Genomic DNA, 25,400 nt, shown 5'->3' on the forward strand with positions numbered 1-25,400 from the left:
CCCAATGGTGTTGTGTTTACGCGCGGTGGATGACGATGTCCCCCAGGGAGGTGCGAGCGCGCACCTCGACCCGCTCTTCGGCCTCGCCCGGGGCGTCGGCGCTGGTCAGCTCGTTGCGCACGCGGCCGGTGATCGCGCGCACGTCGAGCCAGGCGGCCGTGCCCTCGCGGATGCCGACCTCCAGCTCGCCGGCCGAGGTCTCCATGACCACCGTGCCGCGCACGACCTCGTCGAGGCGGATGCGGCCGTTGGCGGTCTTGGCGTGCACGTCCCCGGCGGCGTGGCCGACGAAGATGTCGCCGTTGGCGGCGCCGATCCGCACGTCGCCGGTGACCTCGCCGATCCGGGTCGAGCCGTTGGAGTTCTTCACGGTGCCGGAGCCGTCGAGCCGGTCGACGCGCAGCTCGCCGGAGCCGGTCGACAGCTCGGCGCGGCCGGTGACCGACTCGACCGCCACGTCGCCGTGGGAGGTGGCGGCCTTGAGCGCGGCCGTGCCCTGGAGCCTGATGTGGCCGGCGGAGGTCTTGAAGCGGCACTCGCCCAACGCGCCCTCGGCGCGGAAGTCGGCGAGCGAGCCGTGCGCGACGACGTGCGAGCCGGCGGGCAGCCGCACCACCACGTCGACCGTGCCGGATTTGCCGAAGATGCTGCGGGACCTGGGTGTCCGGACGGTGAGGCGGCCGGCGGCGAAGTCGACCGAGGTGCCCTCGGCGGCCGTGACGTCCTTGCCGTTGTCCGCGTCGGCGGGCTCGACCTCGACCACGGTGTCGTCCCGGTCGGAGGCGGTGATGAGGACGCTGCCGGCGACGATGTCGAGGTCGAGCGTGATGGTCTCGGGCGTGGCGAAAGAAGGTATGGCTGTCCCCTGGGAGTGTGTCTGGTCGGCGTTTGCGCTGGTCGTGGGCCTGGTACGGGTTGCGGTGCCGGTGTGGCTAGCGGACCCAGCCGGTGTAGCTCTGGCGCGAGGCGGAGCGGCCCGCCGGTCGACCGCCGTGCCCGAGCCCGGCCGCGGCGGCCCGCACCAGCCAGGCGTTGACGGAGACGCCCTCGCGGCTCGCGGCCTCCTCGACCCGGAGCTTCAGGTGCTCCGGCAGCCGCAGGTTGATCCGCGCGACCGCACCCTCCTCGGAGACCACCGGTGGCAGCTCCGTGGCATCACCTTGGCTCGGCGTGGCATCATCCGGCACCGAGACGACGAACTCGGGGTCACGGCCACGCAGCCGCACGTCGACCGATCCCGGCGCGAGGTCGCGGGTGATCTCGTCCACGGCCGTGGAAAGGGCTTCCAGCAGCGTCAACCGCACCGCTGACTCCAGCGGGGCCACGAGTCGTTCGGCCAGTGCCCGTGCCTCCGCGCCGCCCGCCTCGGCGGCGGTGGCGAGCTCCCGGCGGAGGTTGTCGACGTACGGCGTCAAGTCCATGGCACCACTATGGCACCACTGTGGTGCCAACGCAAGCCCGGCTGGTGCCACGGCGGTGCGTGGTGGCTCCGGGTCTGTTGCCACCCGATCGGATGAAATTGCGGTACAGCGAGACCAGTGGCCCATTTCGGAACGTGACGCGAGGCCGTGATCGTTTTCCGGCTTGGTCGCGTCGGGTGGAATAACGCAGCTCCCGGCCGAGCGTGCGGGAATCGCCGACGGTCGTGATCGAATGGCGCTAGCATGGGTGCTGAGCTGGTCATATGTCCCGATCGCGGGTGGTGATCCGTAATTTTGCGGACGTCGACCAAAGTGTTGACTCGAACGGCCTAATCGAGCTATCCGGATGGATGTGTAGTGAAGGGCTTGCTGACTTCACATCGGTTGAAGAATGCCTTGCCAAGGCGTCGGCCGTCGTGGAAGTCTTCCGCCCATGAATTTCCGCCCTCTGCCTGACGGGCAGTGGTCGCCGGTGCCCCACCTGCCCGGCATCCCCGAAGCACTCCGGCGCGAAGGCGCCTACCTGCCACCGCCGCTGCCCTCGGACCTGCAGCTGCCGGTGTCGACCTACCGCCGGTGCGCCGAGGCCGAGCACGCGCTCGGCCGGCTGGACGAGGCGGCGGGCCGGCCGAACGTCCGGCCCGCGCTCGTCCGGGCGACGCAGGTCCGCGACGCGAACAGCTCGGCCGGGCTGTCCGGTGTCGCCGTCGGTCTGCGCGAGACGTTCGCGGCGGACCTGCTGGCGTCGCAGGACGGGGCGCCGCCGACCGACAGCGCCGCGCCGTCCCAGCTGGTGGCGCCGTTCCTGCGGGCGTACGACCACGGCCTGGCGCGGGTCCGCGACGGCGCGGCGGTCGACGCCGAGGTGGTCGGCGAGGTCGCCGCGATCATGACCGGCGGCACGCCCGGCCGCCGCCTGACGGACGTGCTGCGCGACGCGCCCGGCCGGTTGGGCGTCAGCGACGCGCGGGCCTACCTGCTGACCGCGACCGGCGCGCACCTCGTGGCGCTGCTGGAGCAGTGGTCGACGTGGGTGCGCGAGGAGGACGAGCAGCCGCGGATCGCCAAGGTCGCGCTCGCGCACTACCAGCTGGAGGTGCTGCAACCGTTCCCCACGGCCAACGGGCACGTCGCGCGCACGTTCTCGACGTTGGAGATGGTGCGGTGCGGGCTGGTGCGCGACCAGGTGCTGCCGCTGTCGGTGTGGCTGGACACCGCGTTGGCCGAGTACCAGCGGCAGCTCCGCGCGGTGGTCGACACCGGCCGGGTGGACCGCTGGGTCGAGTTCTTCGCGACCGCCGTCCGCGACCAGGCGCTGGCGCAGCTGCGGCTGATCGGTCACCTGGAGGAGTTGGCCGCCGAGTACGCCGCCCGGTTGCCGCGCAAGGGGAAGCTGCCCCTGGTGGCGGCGGAGCTGATCGGCTTCCCCGTGGTCGACAACCGGTCGCTGCGCACGCGCTACGGCGTCTCCGCGAAGGCCGCCACCGACCTCACCGCCCGCCTGGTCGAGCTGGGCGTGCTCGTCCCGTGGGAGTTCCTGCCCTACCGCCGGGTGTTCCTGTGCCGCGACGTGCTGCGCCTGCTGGCCGACCACCCCGACACCACCGCCTGACCACCGTCCGACGACCCGGAAAGAGACGCGACGACGACGATGAGCGCACTCCCCGACGAACCGTCCCCCCGATGCCGCCGCACCGGCTGCCGCCGGCAGCACTGCCGCCGCCGACGCCACCGCTCACGGGGCCTGCCGCGGGTCCGCCTCGTGGTCGGCCTGCTGATCCAGGTCGGTGTCGCCCTGCTGCACTGGTTCCGCGACTGACTCCAGTCCGGCCACCAGGTCGCGCACGCGCTGCGCCGCGTCGTCGTCGACGCCGATGAGCAGCGCGAGCGCCCGGTTGAACCGCCGGTGGGCGACGGCGCGGTCGCCGGAGAGCCACAGCGCCCGGCCGAGCGCGGTCAGGGTGCGCGCGCGTTCGACGGGGTCGGGCAGGTCTTCGAGGATCTTGTCCGCCCGGGACAGGTACTTGATCGCGGAGTCGGGCCGGCCGACCTCGATCATCAACTCGCCGAGGTGGGCCAGCGCCCGCGCGGCGCCGGGCCGGTCGTCGTGCAGCAGGTAGAACTCGAGCGCCTCGTCGGCGCACCCGATGACCTTGTGCATCCGGCCCTCGGCGCGATAGGTGGCGGCCAGGTCGTGCAACGCGCCCGCGGCGGCGTCCGGGTCGTCGTCGCGGAGGCGGTGGACCGCCAGTTCGCGCATGCCGGCGACGGCGGCGAGGCGGAGCGCTCCCCGCCCGCGTAAGTGCGCCGCGGCCCGGCGGAAGCCGGTGGCCAGCAAGAGGGACGTGGGCAGCGCGGCGGCGAGCTCGGCGCCGACGTCGAGCAGGTCGCGCGACCACGCCTCGTCCACGTCGGCGGGCAGCGCGGGCCACACGTCGGCGAACAGCGCGACGGCGGCCTCCGGCTCGGCCAGCGCGGCGCGCAGCGTCGCCGGCAGCTCGTCCCGGTGCGCGTCGAACCAGTCGTGCCCGGTGGTCCGCAGTTCCCGGCGCAACCGCGCGACCTCGTGCCGTGGCTCGTCGCTCACCTCGTGCCGTCCTTCCGCGTTCCCGTGCCGAACCGACCCCTGGTCTCATCGCCCCGCGACGTCACTTGATCACGAGTGTCAACCAGACGGGTGAGACCGCACACCGCTGGAAGTGGCCGACTGTCGGCGGACCGGGTCACCCGCGCGCACCACGCACCGTCATCACCGCTGGCCGGGGGCGATCTCGAAGAGGTCGTCGAACTGCATCGGCGCGAGTGCCGTCAACGCGCCGCCGATGAACGCCGCCCCGGGCTGGAGGTCGCCGCCGAGGACGCGCGCGACGGTGGAGCGGTTGACGTCCATCGCCTTGGCCAGCGCGTAGTCCGAGCGGAACCCGGCGAGCCGTGCGGCTTTCGTGAAGACATCGGTGCGGAGCTTGATCGTGTACGGCATGGCCTGCCTCGTGTTGTGCACGCCCAACGCATGTTGTGAGGCCACAACGCTAGGCACTTCGTTTTGTATGCGCAACTAATGTTGTGCGTGAACAACGTGCAGGTCGGCGGCCGCCTGGGGGGAGTGCCCAACCAACGTTGCGTGCGCGCACGTACCATGTCGGGGTGACCAAAGCCGAGAGTGCGGACTCGTCCTGGTCGGACTTCGTCCAGAAGCAGATGGACGACCGCGGGATGAGCACCGGAGAACTGACCGACAAGACCGGCTTCGACCGGAGCAGGCTGACGGCGTGGCGCAAGGGCGAGCGCCCGAACCTCGCCACCGCCCGCGTGGTGGCCAAGGCGTTCGGCATGAGCCCGCTGGAAGTCATGGTGGCCGCGAAGCTGATCACCGCGGAGGAGGCGGACCTGAAGGGCGTGTCCAGCCCCGATCCGGGCGCGCTGACGGATCAGCAGCTGGTGGCCGAGCTGAGCCGCCGGCTCAAGAACCGGTCCTGACCCTCGGTCAGCCCGCCGACGACCGGTCCGGAACGACCCCCGGGCCGGTCGCGGCGTCCAGGGCGGTGGGTTCGCGCAGCGTGCGGATCACGAGCCAGCCGAGGGCGGGCAGGACGATCAACGGGGTGAGCGCCGTCCGCAGGGAGGTGTGGTCGGCGAGCGTGCCGATGAGGGGGCTGGTGATGCCGCCGATGCTGACGGTCAGGCCGAGGGTGACGCCGCTCGCCGTGCCGACGCGGCTGGGCAGGTAGTCCTGGGCGAGCGTGATCTGCAGGGAGAACGGGACGTAGAGGCCCGCGGAGGCCAGGGCGACACAGGGGTAGAGGGCCGGGCCGGGGACGAGCACGACACCCGCGACGGCGCCGACCGTGATCAGGTACGACCACCGCACGATGGTGATCCGGTCCCAGCGGTTGGCGAGCCTGCTGCCCACGACGGTGCCCGCGGCCCCGCCGAGGTAGAGCAGGACCAGCGCGGCGGTGCCTGCCGCCGTGCCGCCGGTGGTCCGTTGCTGGGCGTGCAGCGCGATGAACGCGCTGAGGCCGACGAATACGACGGACCGGCAGACCACGGCCAGGGACAGCTTCAGGAACGAGGCCTTGTCGTCGCCGGCGCGGTGGCTTGCCGCGGTCGGGGTGGTGCGGACGGGGTCGGCGAGCGCGCGCAGGACGGGCAGGCACAGCACGCTGCCGGCGAGGGCCGGGACGATGAGCAGCGGGGACCACCGCAGCCCGCCGACGGCCACGACCGCGGCGACCAGGACGGGTGCGGCGGCGAGCCCGAGGTTGCCGCCGAGGAGGAACCAGCCCATCGCGGTGTGGCTGCCGCCGCTGACGGCTCGCGCGGTGCGGGCGGCCTCGGGGTGGTAGGCGGCGACGCCGATCCCGGCCACCGCCACGAACGCCAGCGTCAGCGCGTAGGAACCGCTGAGGCCGCTGAGCGCGATGCCGAGCCCGGCGAGCACGGTGCTCACGGGCAGCAGCCACGGCAGGGCCCACCGGTCGGTCAGCGCGCCGAAGAGCGGTTGTGCCACCGAGGACAGCAGGGACGCCGCGAGCACGATGCCCGAGACCGCCGCGTAGCCGTAGGCGCGTTCGGCGACGAAGAACGGCACGAGCGAGGCGACCGCGCCTTGGTAGACGTCGACGCACGCGTGGCCGACCGAGAGCAGGGTGATCGATCTTCTGCGCGACACCACGCCATGCTCGTGACCGAGGGAGGTGTCGCGCTTCCGATAACCTGCCGTTCGATGACGGAAATCCGCCACAACCCCAGGGCGCCGACCCAGGCACGGACCCTGGCCCCCGGCGCGGGGATCGACGCGCACCGGCACGACGACCACCAGCTCGTCTACGCCGCCAGGGGAGTCCTGGCCATCACGACCGACCGGGGTTCCTGGGTCGCGCCGGCCAACCGCGCCGTCTGGGTGCCGGCCGGGACCGTGCACGCCCATCAGGCGCACGGTGAACTCGAACTGCACCTCGTGGGTCTGCCCGCGACGGACAACCCGCTGGGGCTGGTGGAGCCGGGCGTGCTGTCCGTCGACCCGTTGCTGCGCGAGCTGATCCTCGCCTACACCGGCTCACCGCACGACGACTCGCCCGAGCGGCAACGGTTGCGCGCCGTGCTGCTGGACCGGCTCCGGGTCGCGCCGCAGCAACCCGTCCACCTGCCCGTGCCGACCGATCCCCGACTGGCGGCGCTGTGCGCGATCCTGCAGGCCGACCCCGCGGACAACCGCACGTTGGCGGCCCTCGGAGCGGTCGTCGGCGCCAGTGACCGCACGCTGACCCGTCTCTTCAAAGCGGACCTGGGCATGACGTTCCCGCAGTGGCGCACCCAGCTGCGGCTCTACCACGCCCTCGTCCTGCTCGCCGAGAACACCCCGGTCACCACCGTGGCCCACCGCTGCGGCTGGTCGTCCACCAGCGCGTTCATCGACGTCTTCCGCCGCGCCTTCGGCCACACCCCGGGAACCCACAACCGCTGACGCCCGCCCCCGCTACCCTGGTGTCGGCTGCAATCCCGGTGCTGCAACGACGGGCGACCGGACGACGGCCACCGGGACTTCCCGCCGTTCGCGCCCGTACCAAGCCCGCGAAGGTCCTCGGTCGCCTTGACCGGGGACCTTCCGCTCGGGTGCCTGCCGGCGTTCAACGGTCGGTCGCGAATCCCTCGACGAAGTAGCTGACCCCGGGGACCGGCGGTCCGCACCGGAGCAAGGCTTGGACATGGGGCCAGACGTCCGCCGAGACCGGGTAGGAGTCGGCGAACCAGAGATCGCCCGCCACGTCGAAGAACGGCCGGAGCCGGATCAGTTGCTCCCGCGTGACGACGTGCTCGCCGACCGCCTCCTCCGTCCGGTCCGAGTAGCCGACCAGCGCCCATCTCATGTCGTCGCCGTTCGCGTACCTGCGCGGGTCATCTCTCACCGGCTCAGTGTGTCCACCCCGACGACCGCAGCCAACCGGGTTCGCCAAGGGCCGGGCCCCGACTGACGGCTACTGCCGGAAAAAAAAGATCAAGCCCCGAGCGCGTTGCCGCAGCTCAGGGCCTGATTCACCCGGCGAAAGGTGAGTGCCCCCGGCAGGATTCGAACCTGCGACACACGGTTTAGGAAGGCGCGTGGCCCAACCCTGCGGTCACGTCTCCTGACCTGCGCCGAAGCGGCATCCCATCGCCCACGTCCACGGAGTCATTTCGCAGTGGCTTCGCGTTTCGCGCTGACAGCTCTCAACCGGCTCAAGCCTGCTCGATGGCAAGACGGCGAAGCCGTCGCGGCAGCCGATCGCCGGGCCCAGCCCACCCTAGCCGCGTGACCGCGCGATCGTCCCGACTGGCGAACCTCGGAACTCCTCGGACTCCAGCTCGCCATCACCTCGCGCGCCGCCTCCGGACCACGTGCACCGACTCCGCGCACGGCCGACGGGCGGAGCGAAGCGGGAGCCCGGCGTGCCGTGATGCGGGGAGTCGGTGCCAACGTGGGACAGCCCAACCGTGCGCTGCCGCAGGCGGCGCGCGCCTTGATCCTGTAGAGCGCAATTCGGCAGAAGCCACGCATGAAGGGTGGACGCTTGCCTTCGGCGACTTGTCGTTTAGGATCAATGGCCACCGAGGCAGGAGGCGCAGTGACGGATCGCATCCAGATTAGCTCGATCGACGTCGACAAGATTCTGTCGCTCCAGGAGGATTACTATGTCGACTTCAAGTCGAAGGATGTGAAACCTGCCAGTCTTTCAAAATGGATGAGTGCTTTCGCGAATTCGTCGGGCGGTGACATCTATGTCGGGATATCAGAACCGCAGAAAGGCGTCTTTGTCTGGGACGGCTTCGAAAGAATCGAAGATGCGAACGCGCACCTCGCGGTCCTAAGCCCGATCTTTCCCGGTGGAGATGACTTTAGGTACACATTCTTGGAGGCGGCGGGCCGCTCCGGCGCTGTATTGCGTATCGAAGTTGGTAAAACGCAGACCATCAAGAAGTCGTCTAACGGTGATGTGTACAAGCGTGTGGGTGCACAGATCCAGAGGGTCGAGACGAGTGAAGACCTCGATATCCTAAAGCTTCAAAAAGGATTGGTAACCCATGAGGTTGAGACCGTAAATGCGCCGTTGGAATTGGTCACTGACTCGCTCCAGGTGCTCGAATTCCTGGTAAGTGTCATTCCGTCGGTCGACTCTGCCGAACCGTGGATCAGGAAGCAGCTTCTAATTCGTGAGAACCGCCCCACTGTCGCTGCCCTGGTGTTGTTTGCCGATGACCCCCAGGTAGCGCTGCCGAAGGCGTCGGTGATCGTCTATAGGTATGCTACAAGCAACCCTACCGGTAGTCGTGAGTTCCTGGTCGACGGTAAGACTCATCTGATCGAGGGGTCAGCATACAGGCAAATCAAAGATTCGGTTGAGCTGGTAACTCAGCTTATCGAGCAGATCAAGAGTGAGTCGCTGGATAAAGTTGAGTACCCAAATGAGACGCTTCATGAGATCGTGACAAACGCGGTGATTCACCGCGACTACGCTCAACCGGATAACGTGCATGTGCGTATTTTCGATGATCGTGTTGAAGTCGAGAGTCCTGGGCGTCTCGGTGGACACGTGACGCCCAGGAATATCCTAACTGCTCGCTTTTCTCGGAATCAGCAGATTGAGCGCTGGTTGCACAAATTCCCGGACCCGCCTAACAAGAATGTCGGCGAAGGTTTGCAGACCGCGTTCGCTGCTATGAAGAAGATGCGACTCAAAGACCCCGAGATTTACGAGCGGGAGAATTCTGTCCTTGTGGTGATCAGGCACGAGAAGCTCGATTCCCCGTCGACCTTGATCGTGGAGTTCTTGAAGAGTTCAGGTACTGGCACGATCACGAATCGTCAGGCGAGGGAAATTACCGGTGAACCTCGCGAAGGGGAAATTCGAAGGATCTTCGCGAAACTTATCGCTAAAGGTGAAATCGAGAAGGTGCCAGGTACGCAGAAAGGTGGCACGAAGTACCGCCTCGTAGGAACGAGCAGCATCTAGCGTTGACGCAGCACCTGCCACTACATGTTGTCTTTGGCATGAGGGGCGATGTTACGTAACGCACTAAAGGTTAGGATAACCTAGTGGCCATGGACTACAGGGCGTCCGTTAAGCTGGCTGCGTCACTTCTTTCGTCCGAGTTGCCTCGGCGTTGGAGACACGTTCAAGGTGTTGCTAAGCGTGCCGCAAGTGTGTCGCCACTGCTCGACCCCGGCGATGCTGAGGTTTTGATTTCCGCTGCTATTCTTCACGATATTGGATACTCGCCCGGTATAGCGAAAACTGGATTTCACCCGCTCGATGGTGCACTATATCTCTCGTCGCACGGTGTTTCGCGGCGGCTGTGCTCACTAGTTGCTCGTCACACTTGCTCCTATCGAGAGGCGGAGCTGCGAGGCCTTTCGACTGAATTGGAGAAATGGGAGGACGAGATAACGGCGGTCCGTGATGCGCTCTGGTGGGCGGACATGACGACTTCTCCGGACGGGATGATCGTAAGCTTTCGTGAGCGGATTGACGAGATTCGAGCGAGGTACGGTCCGGATGACATAGTCACAAAGTTCATTGAACAAGCGGTACCTGAGTTGACCGCGGCCGTGGAGCGGACTGAGGAGCGGTTGCGGGCGGCTGGGTTGGGTCACTTGGCGAAGTAGGGAGTGGTCCGCGGTTCAAAGCCGTGTTCGATCCGAAGACGGATCGACGGGTGGATGTTGAGGGCTTCCAGGTCCTCGCGGGCTACCCAGTGGACTTCGCTGGACTCGTTGCTTGTGCGCAGCTCGCCTCCGATGGGCTGAGCGCGGAAGCAGATGGAGAACTCCTGGCGGACTTCGCCGTCCGTGTAAGAGATGACGTGGGCTGGGTCGGAGTAGACGCCGATGATGTCGGTGGGGTCTACGTCGATGCCGGTCTCTTCTTTGACCTCGCGGATGACGGTGTGGCCGATGGTCTCGCCTACGTCTTGGGCTCCGCCGGGGATGGAGTAGAGGTCGTTGTCGGTGCGGCGGATCATGAGTAGGCGGCCTTGGTCGTCTTGGACGAACGCGGTCACGGCTACGACGATGTTGGTTGCCTTGGGGGCGTTTGGGTCGTTGTAGTGGTCGGTGCGCGCCATGGTTCCTGCCTACCACTTGGGTGGCTTGGCGTCGTCCCAGACGCCCTGGAAGCTCTCGGCGTAAGTCTCGAAGAGGTCGCCTCCGGAGAGGCGGCGCAGGTGGAGGACCGGGGCGTGAGCTGCCATGAAGCCATGTACGTGGGTGTTGACCAGCATCTCGTCATCGAAGCGGTAGATCGAGTTGTAGAGCGTCGTGCGGTGGCAGCGGATCTCGGCGTGGCCGGTGTCGGCGAGTGGCTTGAAGAACGCGAGGGCGTTGCGGACCTTGGCGGCGAGGGTGCCCTTGCCGATCCCCTCTTCCTCGCTGCGGCGGGCCACCTCGCGGCTGGCCGGGTCACCCAGGAGTAGGCGGATCTTGACGCCTGCCTCGGCCTTCTGGCGGAAGGTCTTGATCAAGCTCGGGTTGTCGGTGAGGAACATGCCCGAGTAGATCAGGATCGAGATGTTCATCCGGGCCTGGTCGACCAGGTGGGACCACTGCTCCTGCGGGACGGAGTGGCGGTGCGGGTAGACCTGTACGACCTCCGATTGGGTGATCTCCTTCTTGGCATCCGGGGCGAGTGCGTTGGGCCAGAGGTAGGTCTCGGCCTCTCGGACCATGGCCGCGATGGTGCGCCGGTGGCGTGGGTACGGGGTCCGGTCGAGGTTGATCCAGCGTTCGACGGTCTTGGGGTCCACGCCGGTGGCCTTGGCAACCTGGTTGAGGTCAAAACCGTTGCGTAGCAACGAGTCTCGTAGGCGTTGGTTCGGCACGATTCCCCCTGTCGAACGAGTTGGGACGTCTTCAAGCTACCAAGGACGTCTGTAGTTGTCCCGCTGTGCGGTGCTGCCGTCCCGCATTTCTGCCGAAAGTGGTTGGTGTCAAGGTGCTGGACAGAGGGTCCAGCCGACACCGACGTCAGGAGAACGGCTGTGGCGATCTCGGGTGGGAGCAGGCTCCCCACGTCGCACGACTTCGTGTTCCCGCGTGGCGCGCTGGTGATGGGTGTGGAGCCGGTGCTCAAGTTCCAGTCCGCTGAGGAGCGGGCGAAGGGGCTGCCGGTGCAGCAGGAGACGGACAAGGAGACCGGGCTGTTGGTGTGGTCGGTCCTGGTGATCGACCAGGCGGCGGAACGCAAGGCAGAGGCCGCGGTGACGGTGAAGATCGCGGCTCCTCACCAGCCGGTGCCGCCGGAGGCGATTCCGGGGACCGATGTCCGGCCGGTGGTGTTCGAGGGGTTGACGGTGACGCCGTGGATTGACGACAAGGCGTGCCGGGGCAGCCACGGTGGTGAGCGGCACAGGTGCCGGGCGAAGCTCGGGTACAGCCTGCGGGCGACCGGGATGAAGCCGGTCGTCGTCAAGTCCGCGCCCAAGGCCGCGTGACCCCCGGTGGCTGACATGGTCCGTCTGCATGTCACCGCTGACCTGCCGATTCGGGTCGAGCCGCTGGTGTTCGCCGGGAGGGTGGAGTTCCGGCTCGGTAACGCGTTCCCGGCGGTGCTGGTCGTTGATCGGGACGCGTTGCCGCGTCTGGCCCAGGCCGTCGCCGAGGGACAGGCCGCGTTGGGGACGCCTCCTGAGGTTGGGGGTGCGTGATGGCTCAAACGAAGAAAGTCGACCCGTGGGCGGCGGCGTACGCGGTGACGTTGCTCAAGGACGCCCACGAGGCGTTGACGCACCTGATGCCTGCGCCGGACGCGTCGCCTGAGGTGTGGCGAGAGTTCTACCTGCGGTCGGCCGAGGTGTACGCGCGGGTCGCGGAGGTTGATCGGGGTCATCACCACGAGGCGCTGTATTGGGCCAAGCGCGAGCGTGCCAAGGCGGAGGGGGTTGTTTCGGATGAGCGTTGATCGGGCTGTGCGGCGGGGCCGTGGTGGGGTCGGTGGCGGTTTGGTACGCGTGGTGCGGGACGGGTTGCCGCTGGCTGAGCTGGCCGACGCCGGGTACACGCCGTTCATGTTCGAGGCGGTGATGCGGCAGTTCGTCGGCTTCCCGTACGAGAACTGGTCGGTGCGGGCGCTGGAGAAAGCGACGAAGATGCCGTACTCCGCGGTGCGTCACATCTGCCGTGACCTGGTCGACCTCGGACACCTGACGGTCGATGAGGGGACGTTGCAGGGTGCGGTGTCCGTGCACCGCCATCGGTTGTCGCCGGAAGGGCTCGCTTACTGGGGTGGGCCGGTGGTGGCGCACGACTGGCTGCATGACGCGGACGTGTGGCGTGATCCGCGAGTGGTGCCGGTGATGGGGTCGCGCCTGTCGGCCGAGGACCGGGCGCAGGGCGAGGTGGTGGGTTACTCGCTCCCGGTGTTGTACCGGGTGGCTGACGCCCTGGTGTTGGTGCCGTCGCGGGAGTGGCGCATCGAGGACTTGGTGACGGCGGCCGGTGCGGCTGAGGAGATGGTGCGTCTCGCCTGCCTGGACCTGGTCGCGGCCGGACACGCCTCCGCGCACGAGTGGCGAGAGGACGGCGGAGAGGAACGCGAGGAGACGCGGTTCAAGGTCACCCTGGCCGGGATGGTGACGTGGCTGCCCTGGATGCCTGACCCGCTCGACTACTAGCCGGTGGTGTGGGCGGGCATCGGATGCGGCGGTGTCCGCTCACATCGGTAGTGACAACTGAAGACGATCACTGACCTGTCGGTCGTGGTCGTCGGTGAACGGACCTCAAGTCTTGGCGGGCCTGGAGCTGTTCACCGACGACGCAACGACCGGTCTTCTCGCGCGCTTTTGTTGACACACAAGGGGTTTCGGTCATGTCAAGGCTATCGGTACGTGGGGGTCACGCGTCAAGTCGGCGCGGTGCCCCGTCTGTGTGGAAGCTGTCCAACGGTCGCCCCTGCGGGGCGTGCAAGCGGTTCGGCGTCTACGCGCCCAACCAGCCCATCTGCTGCGGATGTCTGGGCTGGCTGCCGCTGATCTTCGCCCCCGTCGGGCGTGTGTGATGGGCGGCAAGTGGGTGGATCCGGCCCCGTTCGAGGGTGCTCGGCCTCGGGTGCCGTGGTGGGCGCTGGTGCCCGGCAAGCTGCGGTGGATCGCGTTCTTGGTGGCGCTGGTGTGGCTGGGACTGGTCGGCGTCGTGCGCCTGGTGCTCGTCGTCGTCCGGTACCCGGTGGTCACGCTGGTGCCGTTGTCGGCGGCCTGGTGCTGGTGGCGGTTCGGGATCTCGCCGCTGGTTCTGGCCCTGTTGTCGCTGGTCGCGGCCCTGACGATTTGGGCGGGCCTGGATCGCGGGTCGTTCCTGCGGCACGCCTGGTACCGGCTGGTCACCGAGTGGCGACGGTTGACGGTGTACGTGCCGAAGTGGCGCTCGGTGATGCGGCTGTCGGACCTCGCCAAGCGGGACCGTGGCCGTGAGTACCGGCCGAAGCTGCGCCGGGTCCGGTCGGAGGGCTGGCGGGATCGCGTCCGTGTGCGGATGGTGCCCGCGCAGTCGCCTGAGGCGTGGGAGCTGCGTCGGGACGGGTTGGCGCACTCGTTCGGCGCTCGGTCGTGTCGGGTGCGGGTGTTGCGGCCGAGGGTGGTCGAGCTGGACTTCGTCCACCGTGACCCGCTGCTGCGTCCCCTGGCCGTTCCCGCGTTGACGGATGCCGAGGTGGATCTCAAGCGGGTGGTGGTCGGTCGGACCGAGACCGGTAAACCCTGGCGGCTGCGGCTGCTTGGCGCTCAGGTGCTCGTGGTCGGCGTGCCCGGTGCGGGCAAGGGCTCGGTGCTCTGGTCGCTGGTGTGGCAGCTCGCCCCGGCTGTCCGTGCGGGCTTGGTTCGGCTGGTCGGGATCGATCCGAAGGGCGGGATGGAACTCGGGCAGTGCCCGGACGCTTTCGACCGGGTCGTGTACGACAACGGACCGGAAGCCGTTGCCCTGCTTGAAGAAATCGCCGCAGAGGTCAAAGAGCGGGCGACGCGGTACCGGGGTGTTCGGCGGTTGTGGGCACGGTCAACGGGGGAGCCGTTCACGGTCCTGGTGGTGGACGAGCTGGCGGACCTGATCGCCTACCAGCCGGACAAGCAGCTCCGGGAGCGCGCGGTGCGGGCTATCCAGACGATCACCTCGCAGGGGCGTGCTCCTGGGTACGCGGTTGTCGGCCTGGTCCAGGACCCGCGTAAGGAGGTCGTGTCGTTCCGGCACCTGTTCAGCACTCGTGTGGCGCTGCGCCTGGACGAGCCGCAGCAGGTGGACATGGTGCTTGGGGACGGTGTCCGGCAGCGCGGCGCGGCGGCTCACGAGATCAGCGAGAACACGCCCGGTGTCGCCTGGATCAAGGAGGACGGGCAGCGGGAGCCGGAACGGGCTCGGGCCTTCCACGTCACCGATGCCGACTTGGTCGAGCTGGGGGTGTTCCTGGCCGATGCGAAGGTGCACGACTTCCCGACTCGGCCGGACGGTTCGGGGGAGGTTGCGGCGTGAGTGAGTACCTGACTCGTGCGGACCGGATGAAGCAGCCGGCGGCGCTGGATGTGGCTCGGGCCGTGGCTGAAGAGCACGGCGTCTGCGTCCGACCGCTGGCCAAGGAGCGGATCGACCTGGACACCGGACGGGTCGAGATCGTGCCCGTGGCGTGCGGCTCAACCGTGGCGAGTGTGTGCCCCACCTGTGCGGAGAAGAACCGCAGGTTGCGGATGGCGCAGTGCCGTGAGGGATGGCACCTGACCGAGGAACCCGACTTCATCCCGGACCCGCCTAGCGACGATCAACGGGCGCTGACCGCCTACCGGGCCGACCTGGTGAAGGTGTACCGGCAGGCCGTCGAGGAGGGCGACGAGATCGGGGCGGAGGAGGTTCGGGAAGAGGTTGCGGGGGTCGACGCCGAACTTCGGCAGCTCGGAATCCGCGGTTCACTCCCCGCCCTGGAGGCTCATCCAAGGATCACCCGGAAGCGGTCGACCAGGCGGCGGCAGGATGCGCCGAACCTGCCTCGGCGACCGGTCCAGAAGCGCACGATCGGACGGGTCTTCGGCGGCAAGTATCAGCCCTCGACCTTCCTCACGCTGACCTTGGACAGCTACGGCAAGGTGCGGTCGGACGGCACCCCGGTTGATCCGGCCCAGTACGACTACCGGCGGGCGGCTCGGGACGCGGTGCACTTCGCGGCCTTGCTCGACCGGTTCGTGCAAAACCTGCGACGGTGCGTCGGCTGGGACGTCCAGTACTTCTCGACCGTCGAACCTCAGCGGCGACTGGCGCCGCACTGGCACGCCGCTATCCGTGGCTCGATCTCGCGGGCGGAGCTGCGCGCGGTCGCGGAGGCCACCTACCACCAGGTCTGGTGGCCCGACCACGACGAGATCAAGTACAGCGGCGACAACCGGCCGGTGTGGGACTCGCGAGCGAAGGGGTTCGTTGACCCGACCACCCGCGAACCGCTGCCCACTTGGGAGGAAGCGCTCGACCAGGTAGAAGCGCCCGCGCACGTCGCCCGGTTCGGGGTGCAGGTGCACTCCAAGGGCATCCTCGGCGGCACGGAAGAGGCCGGGCGGCACATCGGCTACCTGACGAAGTACCTGACCAAGAGCATCGGGGAGTGCTTCGACGCCCGGACCAGCCGTCAGGAGGAGCACGCCGAACGGCTGTGCGCTGAGCTGGCCGTCACGCCCTGCTCGCCGCAGTGCCCGGTGTGGTTGCTCTACGGCGTCCAACCCAAGGGCGCTCGCCTGTCGATGGAGCCGGGCAAGTGCAAGGGCAAGGCGCACAAGCGCTCGACCCTGGGCGTCGCCGGTCGACGCGTGCTCGTGTCGCGGAAGTGGTCCGGGAAGTCGCTCGCCGACCACAAGCACGATCGCAAGGAATTCGTTCGGCAACTGCTTGCCGACGTGGGGATCACCGGGGACGACCGGCCGAAACGGGTCGTCTGGAACAACGTGCAGCCCGGTGACCCGAACGTGCCCCCAAGACCACACCTGCTGCTGCGGGCGGTCGCGGAGCGGCGTCGATGGAAGGCCGAGTACACGGCGGCTCTGCTCGCCTCGGCCAGTCCGCCAAACCGTTCGGCAACGTCTCAAGCTGCGTAAACGGGGGTTCGGGGATGAGTGGCAAGGTGCGTGAGCTGGCTGAGTTGATGTCCGTTCCGGAGATGCTGGAGGCCTTGGGCGGGGAGGTCTCGCGGGACACGTTCTACAAGTGGCGGCAGACGGGGAAGGGGCCTCGGTGCTTCTCGCTGCCCAACGGTGAGCTGCGGTGCAAGCGGGTGGACTTCCTCGCTTGGCTCGATGACCTGTACCGGGCGGCGGCATGACGACCACGTTTAAGGTTCGGTTCTGGGAGATCGCGGACTGGTCGAAGAAGAAGGGCAAGGACGGGAAGCGGAAGGCTCGGCCCTACGGCGTGCGGTGGGTGACCGACACCAAGTCGCACTCGGAGTGGTTCGGGACCAAGGCCCTGGCCAACAGTCGGCGGTCGGAGCTGATGCAGGCTGCTCGGCGGGGTGAGGAGTTCGACGTCGAGACGGGCCTTCCGGTCTCGGAGCTTAAGCGGCGCAACTCGCTGTCCTTCGTGGAGTTTGCGCAGTCCTACATGGACATCAAGTGGCCGGACGCTGCCGCAACCACGCGGGGCAGCACGGTGGAGGCGCTGGCTACGGCTGGGGCGGCGTTCGTCCGGGATGGAGCGGGGCGACCGGAGGTGAACGAGCTGCGGGGCGTGCTCACGCGCAACCTGCTGCCTCCGACTACCCGAGACAACGAGCTGTCGCGTGAGGGGCGGGAGGTCGTTGACTGGCTGGTCCGGAACTCGCGTCCGCTGTTCGAGCTGACAGACGCGGTGGCGGTCCGTGAGGTGCTGGACGCACTGGCGGTCAAGCTCGACGGCAAGGCGGCGGCTGCGACGGTCTACCAGCGGAAACGGGCGGTGTTGTTCAACCTGCTGTCCTACGCGGTGGAGCTTGGGCTCATCCCGGACAACCCGCTGACCAGGGTGAAGCGCAAGGTCGCGAAGGTGGTCGAGCAGGTCGACCCGCGTGTCGTCGCCAACCCCGGTCAGGTGGAGCGGCTGTTGACCGCGGTGACCTACGTCGGGCGGCGGAACCAGGAGCGGGGCGCGCACCTGGCGGCGTTCTTCGCGACCGGCTACTACGCAGCGGCTCGGCCCGCTGAGGGCCTGGGGCTCCGTGAGGACGACTGCACCCTGCCGGAGGAGGGTTGGGGTCTGCTCATGCTCGGTGAGTCGCGTCCGGCGGCCGGGAAGCGGTGGACGGACTCCGGGGAGGTCCACGACCGGCGCGGCCTGAAGCATCGTGGGGTGAAGGACGTGCGGCCGGTGCCGATCCCGCCGGTGCTCGTCCGCATCCTGCGGGATCACCTCGACCGGTTCGGCACCGGGCCGGACGGGCGGCTGTTCCGCTCACCCGGTGGAGGGGTCGTGTCCTCGTCCACCTACTACCGGGTGTGGGAGGAGGCTCGGCAGTACGCCCTGACGCCCGTTCAGGCGGCCTCTCCGCTGGCTGGGCGGCCGTACGACCTTCGGCACGCCGCAGTCTCGCTGATGCTCAACGGCGGCGTTCCTGCCACTGAGGTGGCGGAGCGGGCGGGGCACTCGGTGGACGTGCTGCTCAAGGTGTATGCGAAGTGCATCGACGGGCAGCGCGAGAAGGTCAACAAGCTGGTCGAAGCGCTGTTCGGTGACGAGTAGCGCAGGTCTCACCGCGACCCCCTGGGAACCCCGACCCAGGGGGTCGAGCCGTTTCGCAGTGGTTTCGCGGACCCCGGCAAACAGGGGCAGATTCCGGCTGACGGCGACTGATGAAAAAGATCAAGCCCCGGCCGCGTTTCCGCTGGCCAGGGCCTGATTCACCCGGCGAAAGGTGAGTGCCCCCGGCAGGATTCGAACCTGCGACACACGGTTTAGGAAACCGATGCTCTATCCCCTGAGCTACGAGGGCGCGGTGGTGAGCGTACCCGGTCGGGGATCCGGCTTCCGGTGGTGGGGTTGTCACTCGGTGGGCCTAGGAACGTGCACCTTGGGTTAGGGGGTGGGCCTCACCGGGTCGGCTGTCCGGGGGATGTGGGCGACCGCACCTGTTCCGCATCGGTCCAGTGAGGTACAGAAGGGGCCATATCCCCCTCCGACGAAAGCCATCCCATGAGCAGCCGACCCTGGCCTGACTTCCGTCCCGGCCCCCTGGGCTCCGTCGGCGCGTGGTGGCGGCGGCTCCGCGCCCGCCCCAACGCCGAGCAGTACACCTTCGTCCCGGCCTCGACCTCCCACCAACACCCGTTCGAGTCGCCGCTGCCCAGCGCGGTCTACGGGCTCGACTTCCACGCCAAGATGACGATCCACTGGCGCGTGGACCTGACGACGGGCGCACGGCACAACGCACCGCGCAGCGCCGCCGTCAACGACGTCATCCACCGGGCCAAGGCCCTCACCGAACGGGCGATGCTCGTCCACCACGCCCCGCTCCAGCACCAGCTCGGCGCGGAACTGGCGGCCGAACGGCAGGTCGAGGGCACGCACGTGTGGGCCCGCGCGGACGCGGTCGAGCTGACCGTGGACGAGCACGACCTGGCGATGGCGCGCAAGCACATCGAGCTGCTCCAGACCACCACGATGCGCCAGGCCGAACGGGACGCCGAACGCGCCGAGATCAAGTACCTGCGCGACGAGGTGCTGACCGACCTGTCCACCGCGACCATCTGGTGGCTCGTCCGCAACGGCTACGAGGTCGAGCAGGCGGTGGTGCTGAGCAGGCACCTGGCCGAACTGGTCGGCATCGCCTCGCAGCGCCGCGACCGGCACTGGGCCGACACGCTCGTCACCTCCTTCGAGAGCGCCCTGCCCCGCCTGGACGACGGGCACCGCGCCGACGTCCGCCTCCACCTGGCCAAAGCGCTCGGCATCTACGGCGGCTCGACGGTCGCCGCGGAGTTCGCCGAGCAGGTCGGCCTGCCCGCCCAGCTCCAGCAGAACCAGAACGGCGCCAAGCCCCTGACGTGATTCCCTAATCTGGTCCTCGTGACCCACAACCTGACCGAGGTGCGCGGCGCGGCCGTGGCTGGCGCGTTGCGCGTCCTCGCCCGGCTCACGCCGTTCGTCGAACCCGAGTTGATCGGCCTGCGCGAGGTGGTGCGGCCCGGAGACGTGTGCGTCGACGTCGGCGCCGCGCTCGGCCTCTACACCGTCTCGCTGTCCCGCCTCGTCGGTCCACACGGGACAGTCCACAGCATCGAGCCGCTGGTGTTCGCGCACCCCGCGCTGTCCTACCTGCTGCGCCCGCGCGAGGGCCGCAACATCGTCCGGCACTCCGTCGCGCTGGGAGTGAGCGAGGGCCGCCAGGTCATGAGCGTCCCGGTCCGGCACGGCACACCGGTCACCGGCCGCTCGTTCCTCACCGCCGGCGCGGACGGCCTCGGTTCCAACGCCGAGTTCGCCGAGCACCTCGAGGTGCTGGTCCGCACGGACACGTTGGACCGGTTCCGCGCGGCCAACGCCATCGACCGGCTGGACTTCGTCAAGGCCGACGTGGAAGGCGCGGAACTGCGCGTGCTGGAAGGCGGAGCGGAGACCATCGAGAGGTTTCGACCGAAACTTCTCCTGGAGATCGAGGAACGGCACGTGGCGCGATTCGGCTACCGGGCGCGCGACGTGCAGGACTGGCTCGCCGAACGCGGCTACCGGATGCACGCCTGGCACCGCGACACGTGGCGCCAGGTCGACCGGATCGATGATCGCGTGCGCAACTACCTGTTCGTCGCACGGTGACGGTGACGGCGGCGCGGCGGTCGGAGTGCCGGGTGGAGTGCGTGACGGAGCGCGGGATGGGGCGCGGGACGCGGTGCTGGTCGCGGCGGCGCGGCGGCGGTAGGTAGGCGCTGGTCAGGCCCGGAACAGCGGAAGACCCCGGTCCCTGGGGGTGGACCGGGGTCTTCCTGTGGGCCGGTCTACAAGGCGTAGACCTCAAGTTCGTAAATCGAGTATCCGTATCCGGTGGCCCGTTGGATACCCGTCATTCGTACGAATCGTGCCGCATCAGGGGCGAAGGACGCAAGATCCCGGCCACCATCTCCCGCGGAAGTCGTGTACGCGGTCCGCCACGTGCTGCCGTCGGTGGACAGTTCTATGCGATATGTCTTGGCATAAGCCGCTTCCCAGGAAAGCACGACGCGGCCGACGGTGCGCGTCGCGCCCAGGTCCACCTGCACCCACTGCTGGTCGGACCAGTCGCTGGCCCAGCGGGTGTCCGGCTTGCCGTCCACGACGTGCGACGGCGGTGAGCTGAACCAGCCGCGCTCGTGGCTGCTGGCGGTGGCCGCGGCGCCCGCGGCGAGGTTCGCCAGGTTCGTGCCGCGACGGGACGGGAACTGCACGACCTGCTGGTAGGTGGGCCGGTTCTGCCAGTGCACCTTGTCGTGCGTGATGCCGCCCATGGCGCGGTGGATGATGGTGTCGGCGCACCACTGGTCACCGGCGGCGCACGAGTCGTCGCCGGGGTAGACGGTGGACGGTGGGACGGCGGCGGCCGCGTTCAGGGTGTCGAGCAGGACCTGGCGGCAGGCCGCCACGTTCCCGTTGCCGCAGTAGCGGGCCCCCAGGGCGCCGTCCACGCGATCGCCGAGCACGGCGCGCAGGTCCTTGTCGACGTAGCTCCACCAGCCGTTCTGGAACGACGAGCCCTTGTGCGGAGCCGCGCCGTGCGTGTCCGAAGGCGGTTCGTCGATCTGGAGTGCGCCGGTGAGCCGGCCGTAGAGCGCGTCGCCCAGGCCGGGCTTGAACTGCGCCTCCACCAGGCGCGGCCACCACGCGTCGAGCAACCGGATGGCGTCGGCGTGCGCGTAGGCCTTGCTGCCGCGCGAGGTCTCCTTGCGCAGCGACCCGGATCGGTGCCAGTCGCGGAGCTTGGTCACGGCGGCGGCGAGGGCGGGATCGGTGATCGGCGTCGTGTCGATCACGCGGAGGAGGTCGGGCAGGACCTGTTCGGCGCGGAGGTCGGCGACTCCCGCTTCGGCCATGGCCTGGGTGAGGGAGGTCCGGGTGACCTTGCCGCGGGCGATGAGCGCGCGCACCCGGTCGTCGAGCAGGTCGCCGCGGTGCACCGAGCCCATGCCGTAGCCGGACGCGGAGTAGTCGAGCGCCTGCTTGTTGTTCCAGCTGATGTAGTAGTCCTGGTTGACGGAGTTCGGGTGCTGCGCGAACGGCGTGTACGCGGCCGTGTTGCGGTCGGCGTCCCAGCCCTCCCACTCGTACGCGGCCTCGGCCTTCACCGGGAGGTGCGGGTCGACGGTCGCCTTGCGCACGGGGTTCGCGCCGGAGTTGAAGTACGCGGTGTCGCGGGAGTCCACGTAGAACCAGTTGAACGCGTAGCCGATGTGCTCGGCCGCGCGCTGGAAGTCCGCGGCCGACTTGATCGCGTCGGGGTCGTTGAACTCCTGGAAGCCGATGATCGAGTCGACCTCGTGCAGGTAGGTGGAGCGCAGCGAGGTGTACGCGACGAACTTGCCGTCGACCGCGGCGCGGCTCTGCACGAGACCGTACTTGGTGCGGTGCATGACGAGCGTGTACGAGCCGGCGGGCGTGGGGTCGGCGACGGTCGGCTTCCACGCGTTCTTGCGCTCGAGGCGTTCCATCGGCAGGCACTGGCCGTGGTAGCGGTAGTGCAGCGACGCGGCGGTGGGCGTGCCGTTGCCGGGCTCGCACAGCTCGACGGCGTAGGTGTCGGTGATGTCCTGGCCGGCCGAGGTCGCGCTCCACGAGTAGTCGACGCCGCGCCCGAGCTGCACGTACATCGACACGCCTGCGAACGACACTCCGCGTGCGCGCAGGCCGGGGCCGTGCAGTTCCTGCAGCATGAGGAGTTGCGGCGCGAAGTAGCCGGTCTGCGGGCCCCACACGGCGATCGGGTTGCCGGTGTCGGTGTGCCGGCCGGACACCGCCAGCGCGTTGGACATGCCGTGCTTCTTGGTGAGGAGGTCGGGCGGGAGGACGCCGTCGGCGAAGAGGCCTTCGAGGGGCTTGAGGTCCGGCGGCGTGTCCACTGTGGAGTGCGCGGTGGTGGTCTGGTCGTGCACCATCGGTTCGGGCGTCACGACGCCGTTGTCCGGCAGTGCCACGCCCTGGGGTGCGGTGGGCGTCGTGCCGTAGGGGAAGCGCCGGCCGTCGTGCAGGGTGAGCACGGCTTCGGGGTCGTTCTGCTCGCGGAACGACCGCCACACCTGGTCGCCGACGGTGGCGCCGTACTTGTTCTGCGCGGCCAGCTTCACCAGGGCGTTCTGCACCTCGCCGCCACCGCCCGCCCCGAACAGCCCGCCCACGACGGCGGCGATCGCGACCAGGTCGGTCGGCTGGAACGGCTTGATGTCGTTCCAGTTGGTGATCGCGTCGGCGTGCCCGGTCAGGACGTACTCGCCCGGGAACGTGCGGTTGGCGACGGACTTGGCGATGTAGGCGTTGATGCCCGCGATGTAGTCCTTGACGTCCTGCAACGCCTGCGCGCCGCGCGGGCCCTGCGCGGCCACCTGGTCGATCTGCGCCTGGAGGTCGGCCTCGGTGTAGGGGATCTGGTTGTAGAAGCTCTGCTCCAACGCCCGGTTGCCCTCGGCGCCGCCGGCGAACCCGGACAGCTGGCCGCGACCGAGGTGGCGGAACAGGTCCATCAGCCAGAGCCGGTCCTGCGCGGCGGCGTAGCCGGCGCCGAACTCCGTGCCGGAGCGGGTCGTGCCGTAGATGTGCGGCATGCCGAGGGCCTTGTCGCGAACGATCGTGACGTCGGCGCGCGGTTTGACGGTGCTCTCGACCTGGTCGGCCGCGACGCCGAAGGAGGCGTCGTTGAAGAACGTGCCCAGCTGCTCGTTGGTCAGGCCGCCGTAGCCGGAGACGAGGGAGTCGTAGCGGCCCAGTTGGTCGGCGGAGTGCGCGGGACGGGTGCCGAGCGCGCGGTGGGCCAGGATCTCGGCGAGGGTGGCGTTGCCGTTCTGGCCGGGCGGCAGCAGGTCGTGGCACTGGCCGAGGCAGTGGTCGTCCGAGGTGAAGGCGGTGGTCCTGACCTCGGTGGCGGTGGCGGTGGGGGTGGTGATCGGGGTGGCGGCCGCGGCGGTGAGGAGTGCGACCACGGCTAGCGATCGGGCGGCTCTCCGCATGACGCGAAGCTCCTTCCAGGCAGGGATCGTGTGACGCACGTTACTGGCTGGTCAAGGATTCGCGAAAGAGCTTCGCGTTTGGGGTGGGCGCGGTTGGCGGTCTTCGCCCGTCCGGGTGTGGAGTCTTGACCTATTGGCCTGATATTGGGAAAAAGGTCAACATGATGCGACGTCGATCGCTGCTCACCGGTCTCGCCGGCGCGGGGGTGCTCGTTGGTCTGGGCTCCTCGCCGGCCCTTGGCTCGCCCATCCTGCCCATCCGCAGTTGCGCCGACTGGGGCGCGAGGCCGCCGGCGCAGCCGACGAGCGTTGTGAACGAGCGGCCCGTGCGGATCCTCATCCACCACACCGCGTCGGCGAACGTGACCGACTACTCGCAGGCGGCGGCGTACGCCAACGCCAGGTGGATCCAGAACCTCCACATGGACACCAACGGCTGGATCGACTCCGGCCAGCACTTCACCAACAGCCGCGGCGGGTTCCTCATGGAGGGCAGGCACGGCAGCCTGGCGGCGTTGCGGGCCGGCGACCGGGTCGTGGTGGGCGCGCACTGCCCCGGCCAGAACACCGCGGCCATCGGAATCGAGAACGAAGGCCTCTACATGGACGTGGAGCCGCCCAAGTTGCAGTGGGACTCGCTGGTGTCGTTCTGCGTGTACACGTGCGAGCAGTACGGCATCCCGCCGTCGTCGATCCAGGGCCACCGGGACTACCGGGACACCCTCTGCCCGGGCGACAAGCTCTACGCCCTGCTGCCGCGACTGCGCCAGGAAGTTGCGCAGGTCCTGAGCTGACCTCGGTTATTTCCTGGCAACTGTGAACAGGCTGAACCCGCGTCTTTCCGTGGTGAGATAACGGGGAATTAACGTCAGCTTGCGTGTTCGTGCACGAGGCTGGGCGGGCACGGACACGAAACGCCAACGCGGGGAGGCGTCGTGATCAAGGTGATGCTGGCCGATGACGAAGACCTCGTCCGGTCCGGCCTTCGCATGATCCTCAGCAGCGCAGGCGACATGGAGGTCGTGGCCGAGTGCGACGACGGGCACCTGGTGGCCGACCTGGCACGCCGGCACCGCCCGCACGTCGTGCTGCTGGACATCCGGATGCGGTCGTCCGACGGGTTGATGGCGCTGCGCAGGCTGCGTGCCATCCCCGACCCGCCGAAGATCGCCATGCTGACCACGTTCGACGTGGACGAGTACGTGTCGGAGGCGCTGCGGTTGGGCGCTTCGGGGTTCCTGCTCAAGGACACCGAGCCCGAGCAGCTGGTGCGGGCCGTGCGCGACCTCGCGCTGGGCGGAGCGGTGCTCGACCCCGGTGTGGCGGCGCGGGTGCTGGCGGCGGTCGCCGACGGTGAGCGGGCGGCCGAGCCGGCTCGGCGGTTGCTGGCGTCTTTGTCCGAACGGGAGCGCGAGGTGTTGGTCCTCATCGGACAGGGGATGTCGAACGCCGAGATCGGTGGGACGTTGCACCTGTCCGAGGCGACGGTGAAGGGGTACGTGTCGTCGGTGTTGGGCAAGATCGGTGCGGTGAACCGGGTGCAGGCGGCGTTGGTGGCGTTTCGGGGTGGGTTGATCGCGTGAGGGTTGGGGCGGGGTTTCCGGGCGGGGCGGTGGTGGTCTCGTTCGGCTCGATTTGACATGGGGCCCTTACGGGCACCCCAGGCAGGCCAAAGCCGGGCAGGCCTGGCGGGAAAAGCGTCCGCCAAGCCTGCCCGGCTTCGACCAGCCTATGGCACCCGAACCCATGTCAAATCGGGCCTAGGTGGGGATGTGCGGGTCCGTTGTGGGCGGGTGGGGGATGTTCCAGGGTGCCGGTTCCGGGGCCGTT

General features: G+C 68.6%; 26 protein-coding genes and 1 tRNA gene. 17 read left to right on the forward strand and 10 right to left on the reverse strand.

The genetic code is table 11. The features are described from left to right. Nucleotides 1-16: 16 nt before the first annotated feature. Both ACZ7GX_RS29145 and ACZ7GX_RS29150 read right to left on the reverse strand, forming a co-directional pair. Complete coding sequence (locus ACZ7GX_RS29145) at nt 17-856, reverse strand: DUF4097 family beta strand repeat-containing protein (RefSeq protein WP_498781330.1); 840 nt, start codon at nt 854-856, stop codon at nt 17-19. A 76-nt stretch (nt 857-932) separates the two neighbouring features. Next, entirely contained in the window at nt 933-1,421 is a 489-nt protein-coding gene (locus ACZ7GX_RS29150; protein ID WP_498781236.1) for a toxin-antitoxin system HicB family antitoxin, read from the reverse strand. A gap of 433 nt (nt 1,422-1,854) precedes the next feature. On the opposite strand from ACZ7GX_RS29150, the gene ACZ7GX_RS29155 reads away from it, so the two are divergent. Next, complete coding sequence (locus tag ACZ7GX_RS29155) at nt 1,855-3,033, forward strand: Fic family protein (RefSeq protein ID WP_498781237.1); 1,179 nt, start codon at nt 1,855-1,857, stop codon at nt 3,031-3,033. Nucleotides 3,034-3,156: 123 nt separating this feature from the next. Here ACZ7GX_RS29155 and ACZ7GX_RS29160 read toward each other — a convergent pair whose 3' ends face one another. Further along, nucleotides 3,157-4,008 carry a tetratricopeptide repeat protein gene (locus ACZ7GX_RS29160; RefSeq protein ID WP_498781239.1) on the reverse strand — a complete coding sequence of 284 codons (852 nt, stop codon included), beginning with the start codon at nt 4,006-4,008 and terminating at the stop codon, nt 3,157-3,159. Between the two features lie 162 nt (nt 4,009-4,170). After that, nucleotides 4,171-4,401 (reverse strand): transcriptional regulator, encoded by a 231-nt coding sequence (locus ACZ7GX_RS29165; protein ID WP_498781332.1) that lies wholly within the window; start codon nt 4,399-4,401, stop codon nt 4,171-4,173. Nucleotides 4,402-4,565: 164 nt separating this feature from the next. Here ACZ7GX_RS29165 and ACZ7GX_RS29170 point away from each other — a divergent pair, with 164 nt between their 5' ends. Next, a complete protein-coding gene (locus ACZ7GX_RS29170; protein WP_498781240.1) occupies nt 4,566-4,898 on the forward strand; it encodes a helix-turn-helix domain-containing protein in 333 nt (110 codons plus the stop codon). A 7-nt stretch (nt 4,899-4,905) separates the two neighbouring features. On the opposite strand, the gene ACZ7GX_RS29175 is transcribed toward ACZ7GX_RS29170, so the two are convergent. Then, the gene (locus ACZ7GX_RS29175; RefSeq protein ID WP_498781242.1) at nt 4,906-6,093 is read right to left on the reverse strand and encodes an MFS transporter; all 1,188 of its coding nucleotides are present in this window, start codon (nt 6,091-6,093) and stop codon (nt 4,906-4,908) included. Between the two features lie 54 nt (nt 6,094-6,147). Here ACZ7GX_RS29175 and ACZ7GX_RS29180 point away from each other — a divergent pair, with 54 nt between their 5' ends. Further along, nucleotides 6,148-6,888: an AraC family transcriptional regulator gene (locus ACZ7GX_RS29180; protein WP_498781243.1), complete on the forward strand. Its 741-nt coding sequence runs from the start codon at nt 6,148-6,150 to the stop codon at nt 6,886-6,888. Nucleotides 6,889-7,051: 163 nt separating this feature from the next. On the opposite strand, the gene ACZ7GX_RS29185 is transcribed toward ACZ7GX_RS29180, so the two are convergent. Beyond that, complete coding sequence (locus ACZ7GX_RS29185; RefSeq protein ID WP_498781245.1) at nt 7,052-7,330, reverse strand: hypothetical protein; 279 nt, start codon at nt 7,328-7,330, stop codon at nt 7,052-7,054. 696 nt (nt 7,331-8,026) lie between these two features. On the opposite strand from ACZ7GX_RS29185, the gene ACZ7GX_RS29190 reads away from it, so the two are divergent. Continuing rightward, nucleotides 8,027-9,412, forward strand: coding sequence for an RNA/DNA-binding domain-containing protein (locus tag ACZ7GX_RS29190; protein WP_498781247.1), 1,386 nt, complete (start codon nt 8,027-8,029; stop codon nt 9,410-9,412). An 89-nt stretch (nt 9,413-9,501) separates the two neighbouring features. Further along, complete coding sequence (locus ACZ7GX_RS29195; protein WP_498781249.1) at nt 9,502-10,065, forward strand: HD domain-containing protein; 564 nt, start codon at nt 9,502-9,504, stop codon at nt 10,063-10,065. On the opposite strand, the gene ACZ7GX_RS29200 is transcribed toward ACZ7GX_RS29195, so the two are convergent. Together ACZ7GX_RS29200 and ACZ7GX_RS29205 are read right to left on the reverse strand one after the other, a co-directional pair. Then, the gene (locus ACZ7GX_RS29200) at nt 10,050-10,523 is read right to left on the reverse strand and encodes an NUDIX hydrolase (protein ID WP_498781250.1); all 474 of its coding nucleotides are present in this window, start codon (nt 10,521-10,523) and stop codon (nt 10,050-10,052) included. The genes ACZ7GX_RS29195 and ACZ7GX_RS29200 overlap by 16 nt on opposite strands. Before the next feature lie 9 nt (nt 10,524-10,532). Next, nucleotides 10,533-11,276: a DUF5919 domain-containing protein gene (locus tag ACZ7GX_RS29205; RefSeq protein ID WP_073895554.1), complete on the reverse strand. Its 744-nt coding sequence runs from the start codon at nt 11,274-11,276 to the stop codon at nt 10,533-10,535. Between the two features lie 159 nt (nt 11,277-11,435). Here ACZ7GX_RS29205 and ACZ7GX_RS29210 point away from each other — a divergent pair, with 159 nt between their 5' ends. From ACZ7GX_RS29210 to ACZ7GX_RS29245, 8 genes are all read left to right on the forward strand, one after another. Further along, on the forward strand, nt 11,436-11,888 hold the full coding sequence (locus ACZ7GX_RS29210; RefSeq protein WP_498778267.1) for a hypothetical protein: 453 nt from the start codon (nt 11,436-11,438) through the stop codon (nt 11,886-11,888). 15 nt (nt 11,889-11,903) lie between these two features. Next, nucleotides 11,904-12,101: a hypothetical protein gene (locus ACZ7GX_RS29215; RefSeq protein ID WP_461122786.1), complete on the forward strand. Its 198-nt coding sequence runs from the start codon at nt 11,904-11,906 to the stop codon at nt 12,099-12,101. Then, nucleotides 12,101-12,355 carry an AMED_5909 family protein gene (locus tag ACZ7GX_RS29220; protein WP_498781252.1) on the forward strand — a complete coding sequence of 85 codons (255 nt, stop codon included), beginning with the start codon at nt 12,101-12,103 and terminating at the stop codon, nt 12,353-12,355. The genes ACZ7GX_RS29215 and ACZ7GX_RS29220 overlap by 1 nt, the downstream gene beginning before the upstream one ends. A gap of 52 nt (nt 12,356-12,407) precedes the next feature. After that, complete coding sequence (locus ACZ7GX_RS29225; RefSeq protein WP_498781253.1) at nt 12,408-13,067, forward strand: hypothetical protein; 660 nt, start codon at nt 12,408-12,410, stop codon at nt 13,065-13,067. A 382-nt stretch (nt 13,068-13,449) separates the two neighbouring features. Next, complete coding sequence (locus ACZ7GX_RS29230; RefSeq protein ID WP_498781254.1) at nt 13,450-14,913, forward strand: FtsK/SpoIIIE domain-containing protein; 1,464 nt, start codon at nt 13,450-13,452, stop codon at nt 14,911-14,913. A 26-nt stretch (nt 14,914-14,939) separates the two neighbouring features. After that, nucleotides 14,940-16,514: a replication initiator gene (locus tag ACZ7GX_RS29235; protein WP_498781334.1), complete on the forward strand. Its 1,575-nt coding sequence runs from the start codon at nt 14,940-14,942 to the stop codon at nt 16,512-16,514. A 14-nt stretch (nt 16,515-16,528) separates the two neighbouring features. Next, a complete protein-coding gene (locus ACZ7GX_RS29240; protein ID WP_073895559.1) occupies nt 16,529-16,738 on the forward strand; it encodes a helix-turn-helix transcriptional regulator in 210 nt (69 codons plus the stop codon). Further along, nucleotides 16,735-18,129, forward strand: coding sequence for a tyrosine-type recombinase/integrase (locus tag ACZ7GX_RS29245; RefSeq protein WP_498781257.1), 1,395 nt, complete (start codon nt 16,735-16,737; stop codon nt 18,127-18,129). The genes ACZ7GX_RS29240 and ACZ7GX_RS29245 overlap by 4 nt, the downstream gene beginning before the upstream one ends. A 177-nt stretch (nt 18,130-18,306) precedes the next feature. Here ACZ7GX_RS29245 and ACZ7GX_RS29250 read toward each other — a convergent pair. Then, a tRNA-Arg gene (locus tag ACZ7GX_RS29250) sits at nt 18,307-18,379 on the reverse strand. Nucleotides 18,380-18,579: 200 nt separating this feature from the next. Here ACZ7GX_RS29250 and ACZ7GX_RS29255 point away from each other — a divergent pair. Further along, entirely contained in the window at nt 18,580-19,434 is an 855-nt protein-coding gene (locus ACZ7GX_RS29255; protein ID WP_498781258.1) for a hypothetical protein, read from the forward strand. 18 nt (nt 19,435-19,452) lie between these two features. After that, complete coding sequence (locus tag ACZ7GX_RS29260; protein ID WP_498781260.1) at nt 19,453-20,199, forward strand: FkbM family methyltransferase; 747 nt, start codon at nt 19,453-19,455, stop codon at nt 20,197-20,199. 179 nt (nt 20,200-20,378) lie between these two features. On the opposite strand, the gene ACZ7GX_RS29265 is transcribed toward ACZ7GX_RS29260, so the two are convergent. Further along, a complete protein-coding gene (locus tag ACZ7GX_RS29265; protein WP_498781262.1) occupies nt 20,379-23,570 on the reverse strand; it encodes a penicillin acylase family protein in 3,192 nt (1,063 codons plus the stop codon). Between the two features lie 326 nt (nt 23,571-23,896). Here ACZ7GX_RS29265 and ACZ7GX_RS29270 point away from each other — a divergent pair, with 326 nt between their 5' ends. Both ACZ7GX_RS29270 and ACZ7GX_RS29275 read left to right on the forward strand, forming a co-directional pair. Beyond that, complete coding sequence (locus ACZ7GX_RS29270; protein WP_498781264.1) at nt 23,897-24,364, forward strand: peptidoglycan recognition protein family protein; 468 nt, start codon at nt 23,897-23,899, stop codon at nt 24,362-24,364. A 141-nt stretch (nt 24,365-24,505) separates the two neighbouring features. Beyond that, nucleotides 24,506-25,153, forward strand: coding sequence for a response regulator (locus ACZ7GX_RS29275; RefSeq protein WP_230572793.1), 648 nt, complete (start codon nt 24,506-24,508; stop codon nt 25,151-25,153). The last annotated feature ends 247 nt before the right edge of the window (nt 25,154-25,400 follow it).

This window comes from Actinosynnema sp. NPDC037264 (assembly GCF_055603705.1).

Excerpts from the sequence above, each read along its gene's own strand:
- ACZ7GX_RS29230 (WP_498781254.1), top strand. The coding sequence starts at position 13,450 with ATGGGCGGCAAGTGGGTGGATCCGGCCCCGTTCGAGGGTGCTCGGCCT.
- ACZ7GX_RS29195 (WP_498781249.1), top strand. The coding sequence starts at position 9,502 with ATGGACTACAGGGCGTCCGTTAAGCTGGCTGCGTCACTTCTTTCGTCC.
- ACZ7GX_RS29180 (WP_498781243.1), top strand. The coding sequence starts at position 6,148 with ATGACGGAAATCCGCCACAACCCCAGGGCGCCGACCCAGGCACGGACC.
- ACZ7GX_RS29155 (WP_498781237.1), top strand. The coding sequence starts at position 1,855 with ATGAATTTCCGCCCTCTGCCTGACGGGCAGTGGTCGCCGGTGCCCCAC.
- ACZ7GX_RS29200 (WP_498781250.1), bottom strand. The coding sequence starts at position 10,523 with ATGGCGCGCACCGACCACTACAACGACCCAAACGCCCCCAAGGCAACC.
- ACZ7GX_RS29235 (WP_498781334.1), top strand. The coding sequence starts at position 14,940 with ATGAAGCAGCCGGCGGCGCTGGATGTGGCTCGGGCCGTGGCTGAAGAG.
- ACZ7GX_RS29220 (WP_498781252.1), top strand. The coding sequence starts at position 12,101 with ATGGCTCAAACGAAGAAAGTCGACCCGTGGGCGGCGGCGTACGCGGTG.
- ACZ7GX_RS29245 (WP_498781257.1), top strand. The coding sequence starts at position 16,735 with ATGACGACCACGTTTAAGGTTCGGTTCTGGGAGATCGCGGACTGGTCG.
- ACZ7GX_RS29240 (WP_073895559.1), top strand. The coding sequence starts at position 16,529 with ATGAGTGGCAAGGTGCGTGAGCTGGCTGAGTTGATGTCCGTTCCGGAG.
- ACZ7GX_RS29255 (WP_498781258.1), top strand. The coding sequence starts at position 18,580 with ATGAGCAGCCGACCCTGGCCTGACTTCCGTCCCGGCCCCCTGGGCTCC.
- ACZ7GX_RS29265 (WP_498781262.1), bottom strand. The coding sequence starts at position 23,570 with ATGCGGAGAGCCGCCCGATCGCTAGCCGTGGTCGCACTCCTCACCGCC.
- ACZ7GX_RS29215 (WP_461122786.1), top strand. The coding sequence starts at position 11,904 with ATGGTCCGTCTGCATGTCACCGCTGACCTGCCGATTCGGGTCGAGCCG.
- ACZ7GX_RS29150 (WP_498781236.1), bottom strand. The coding sequence starts at position 1,421 with ATGGACTTGACGCCGTACGTCGACAACCTCCGCCGGGAGCTCGCCACC.
- ACZ7GX_RS29165 (WP_498781332.1), bottom strand. The coding sequence starts at position 4,401 with ATGCCGTACACGATCAAGCTCCGCACCGATGTCTTCACGAAAGCCGCA.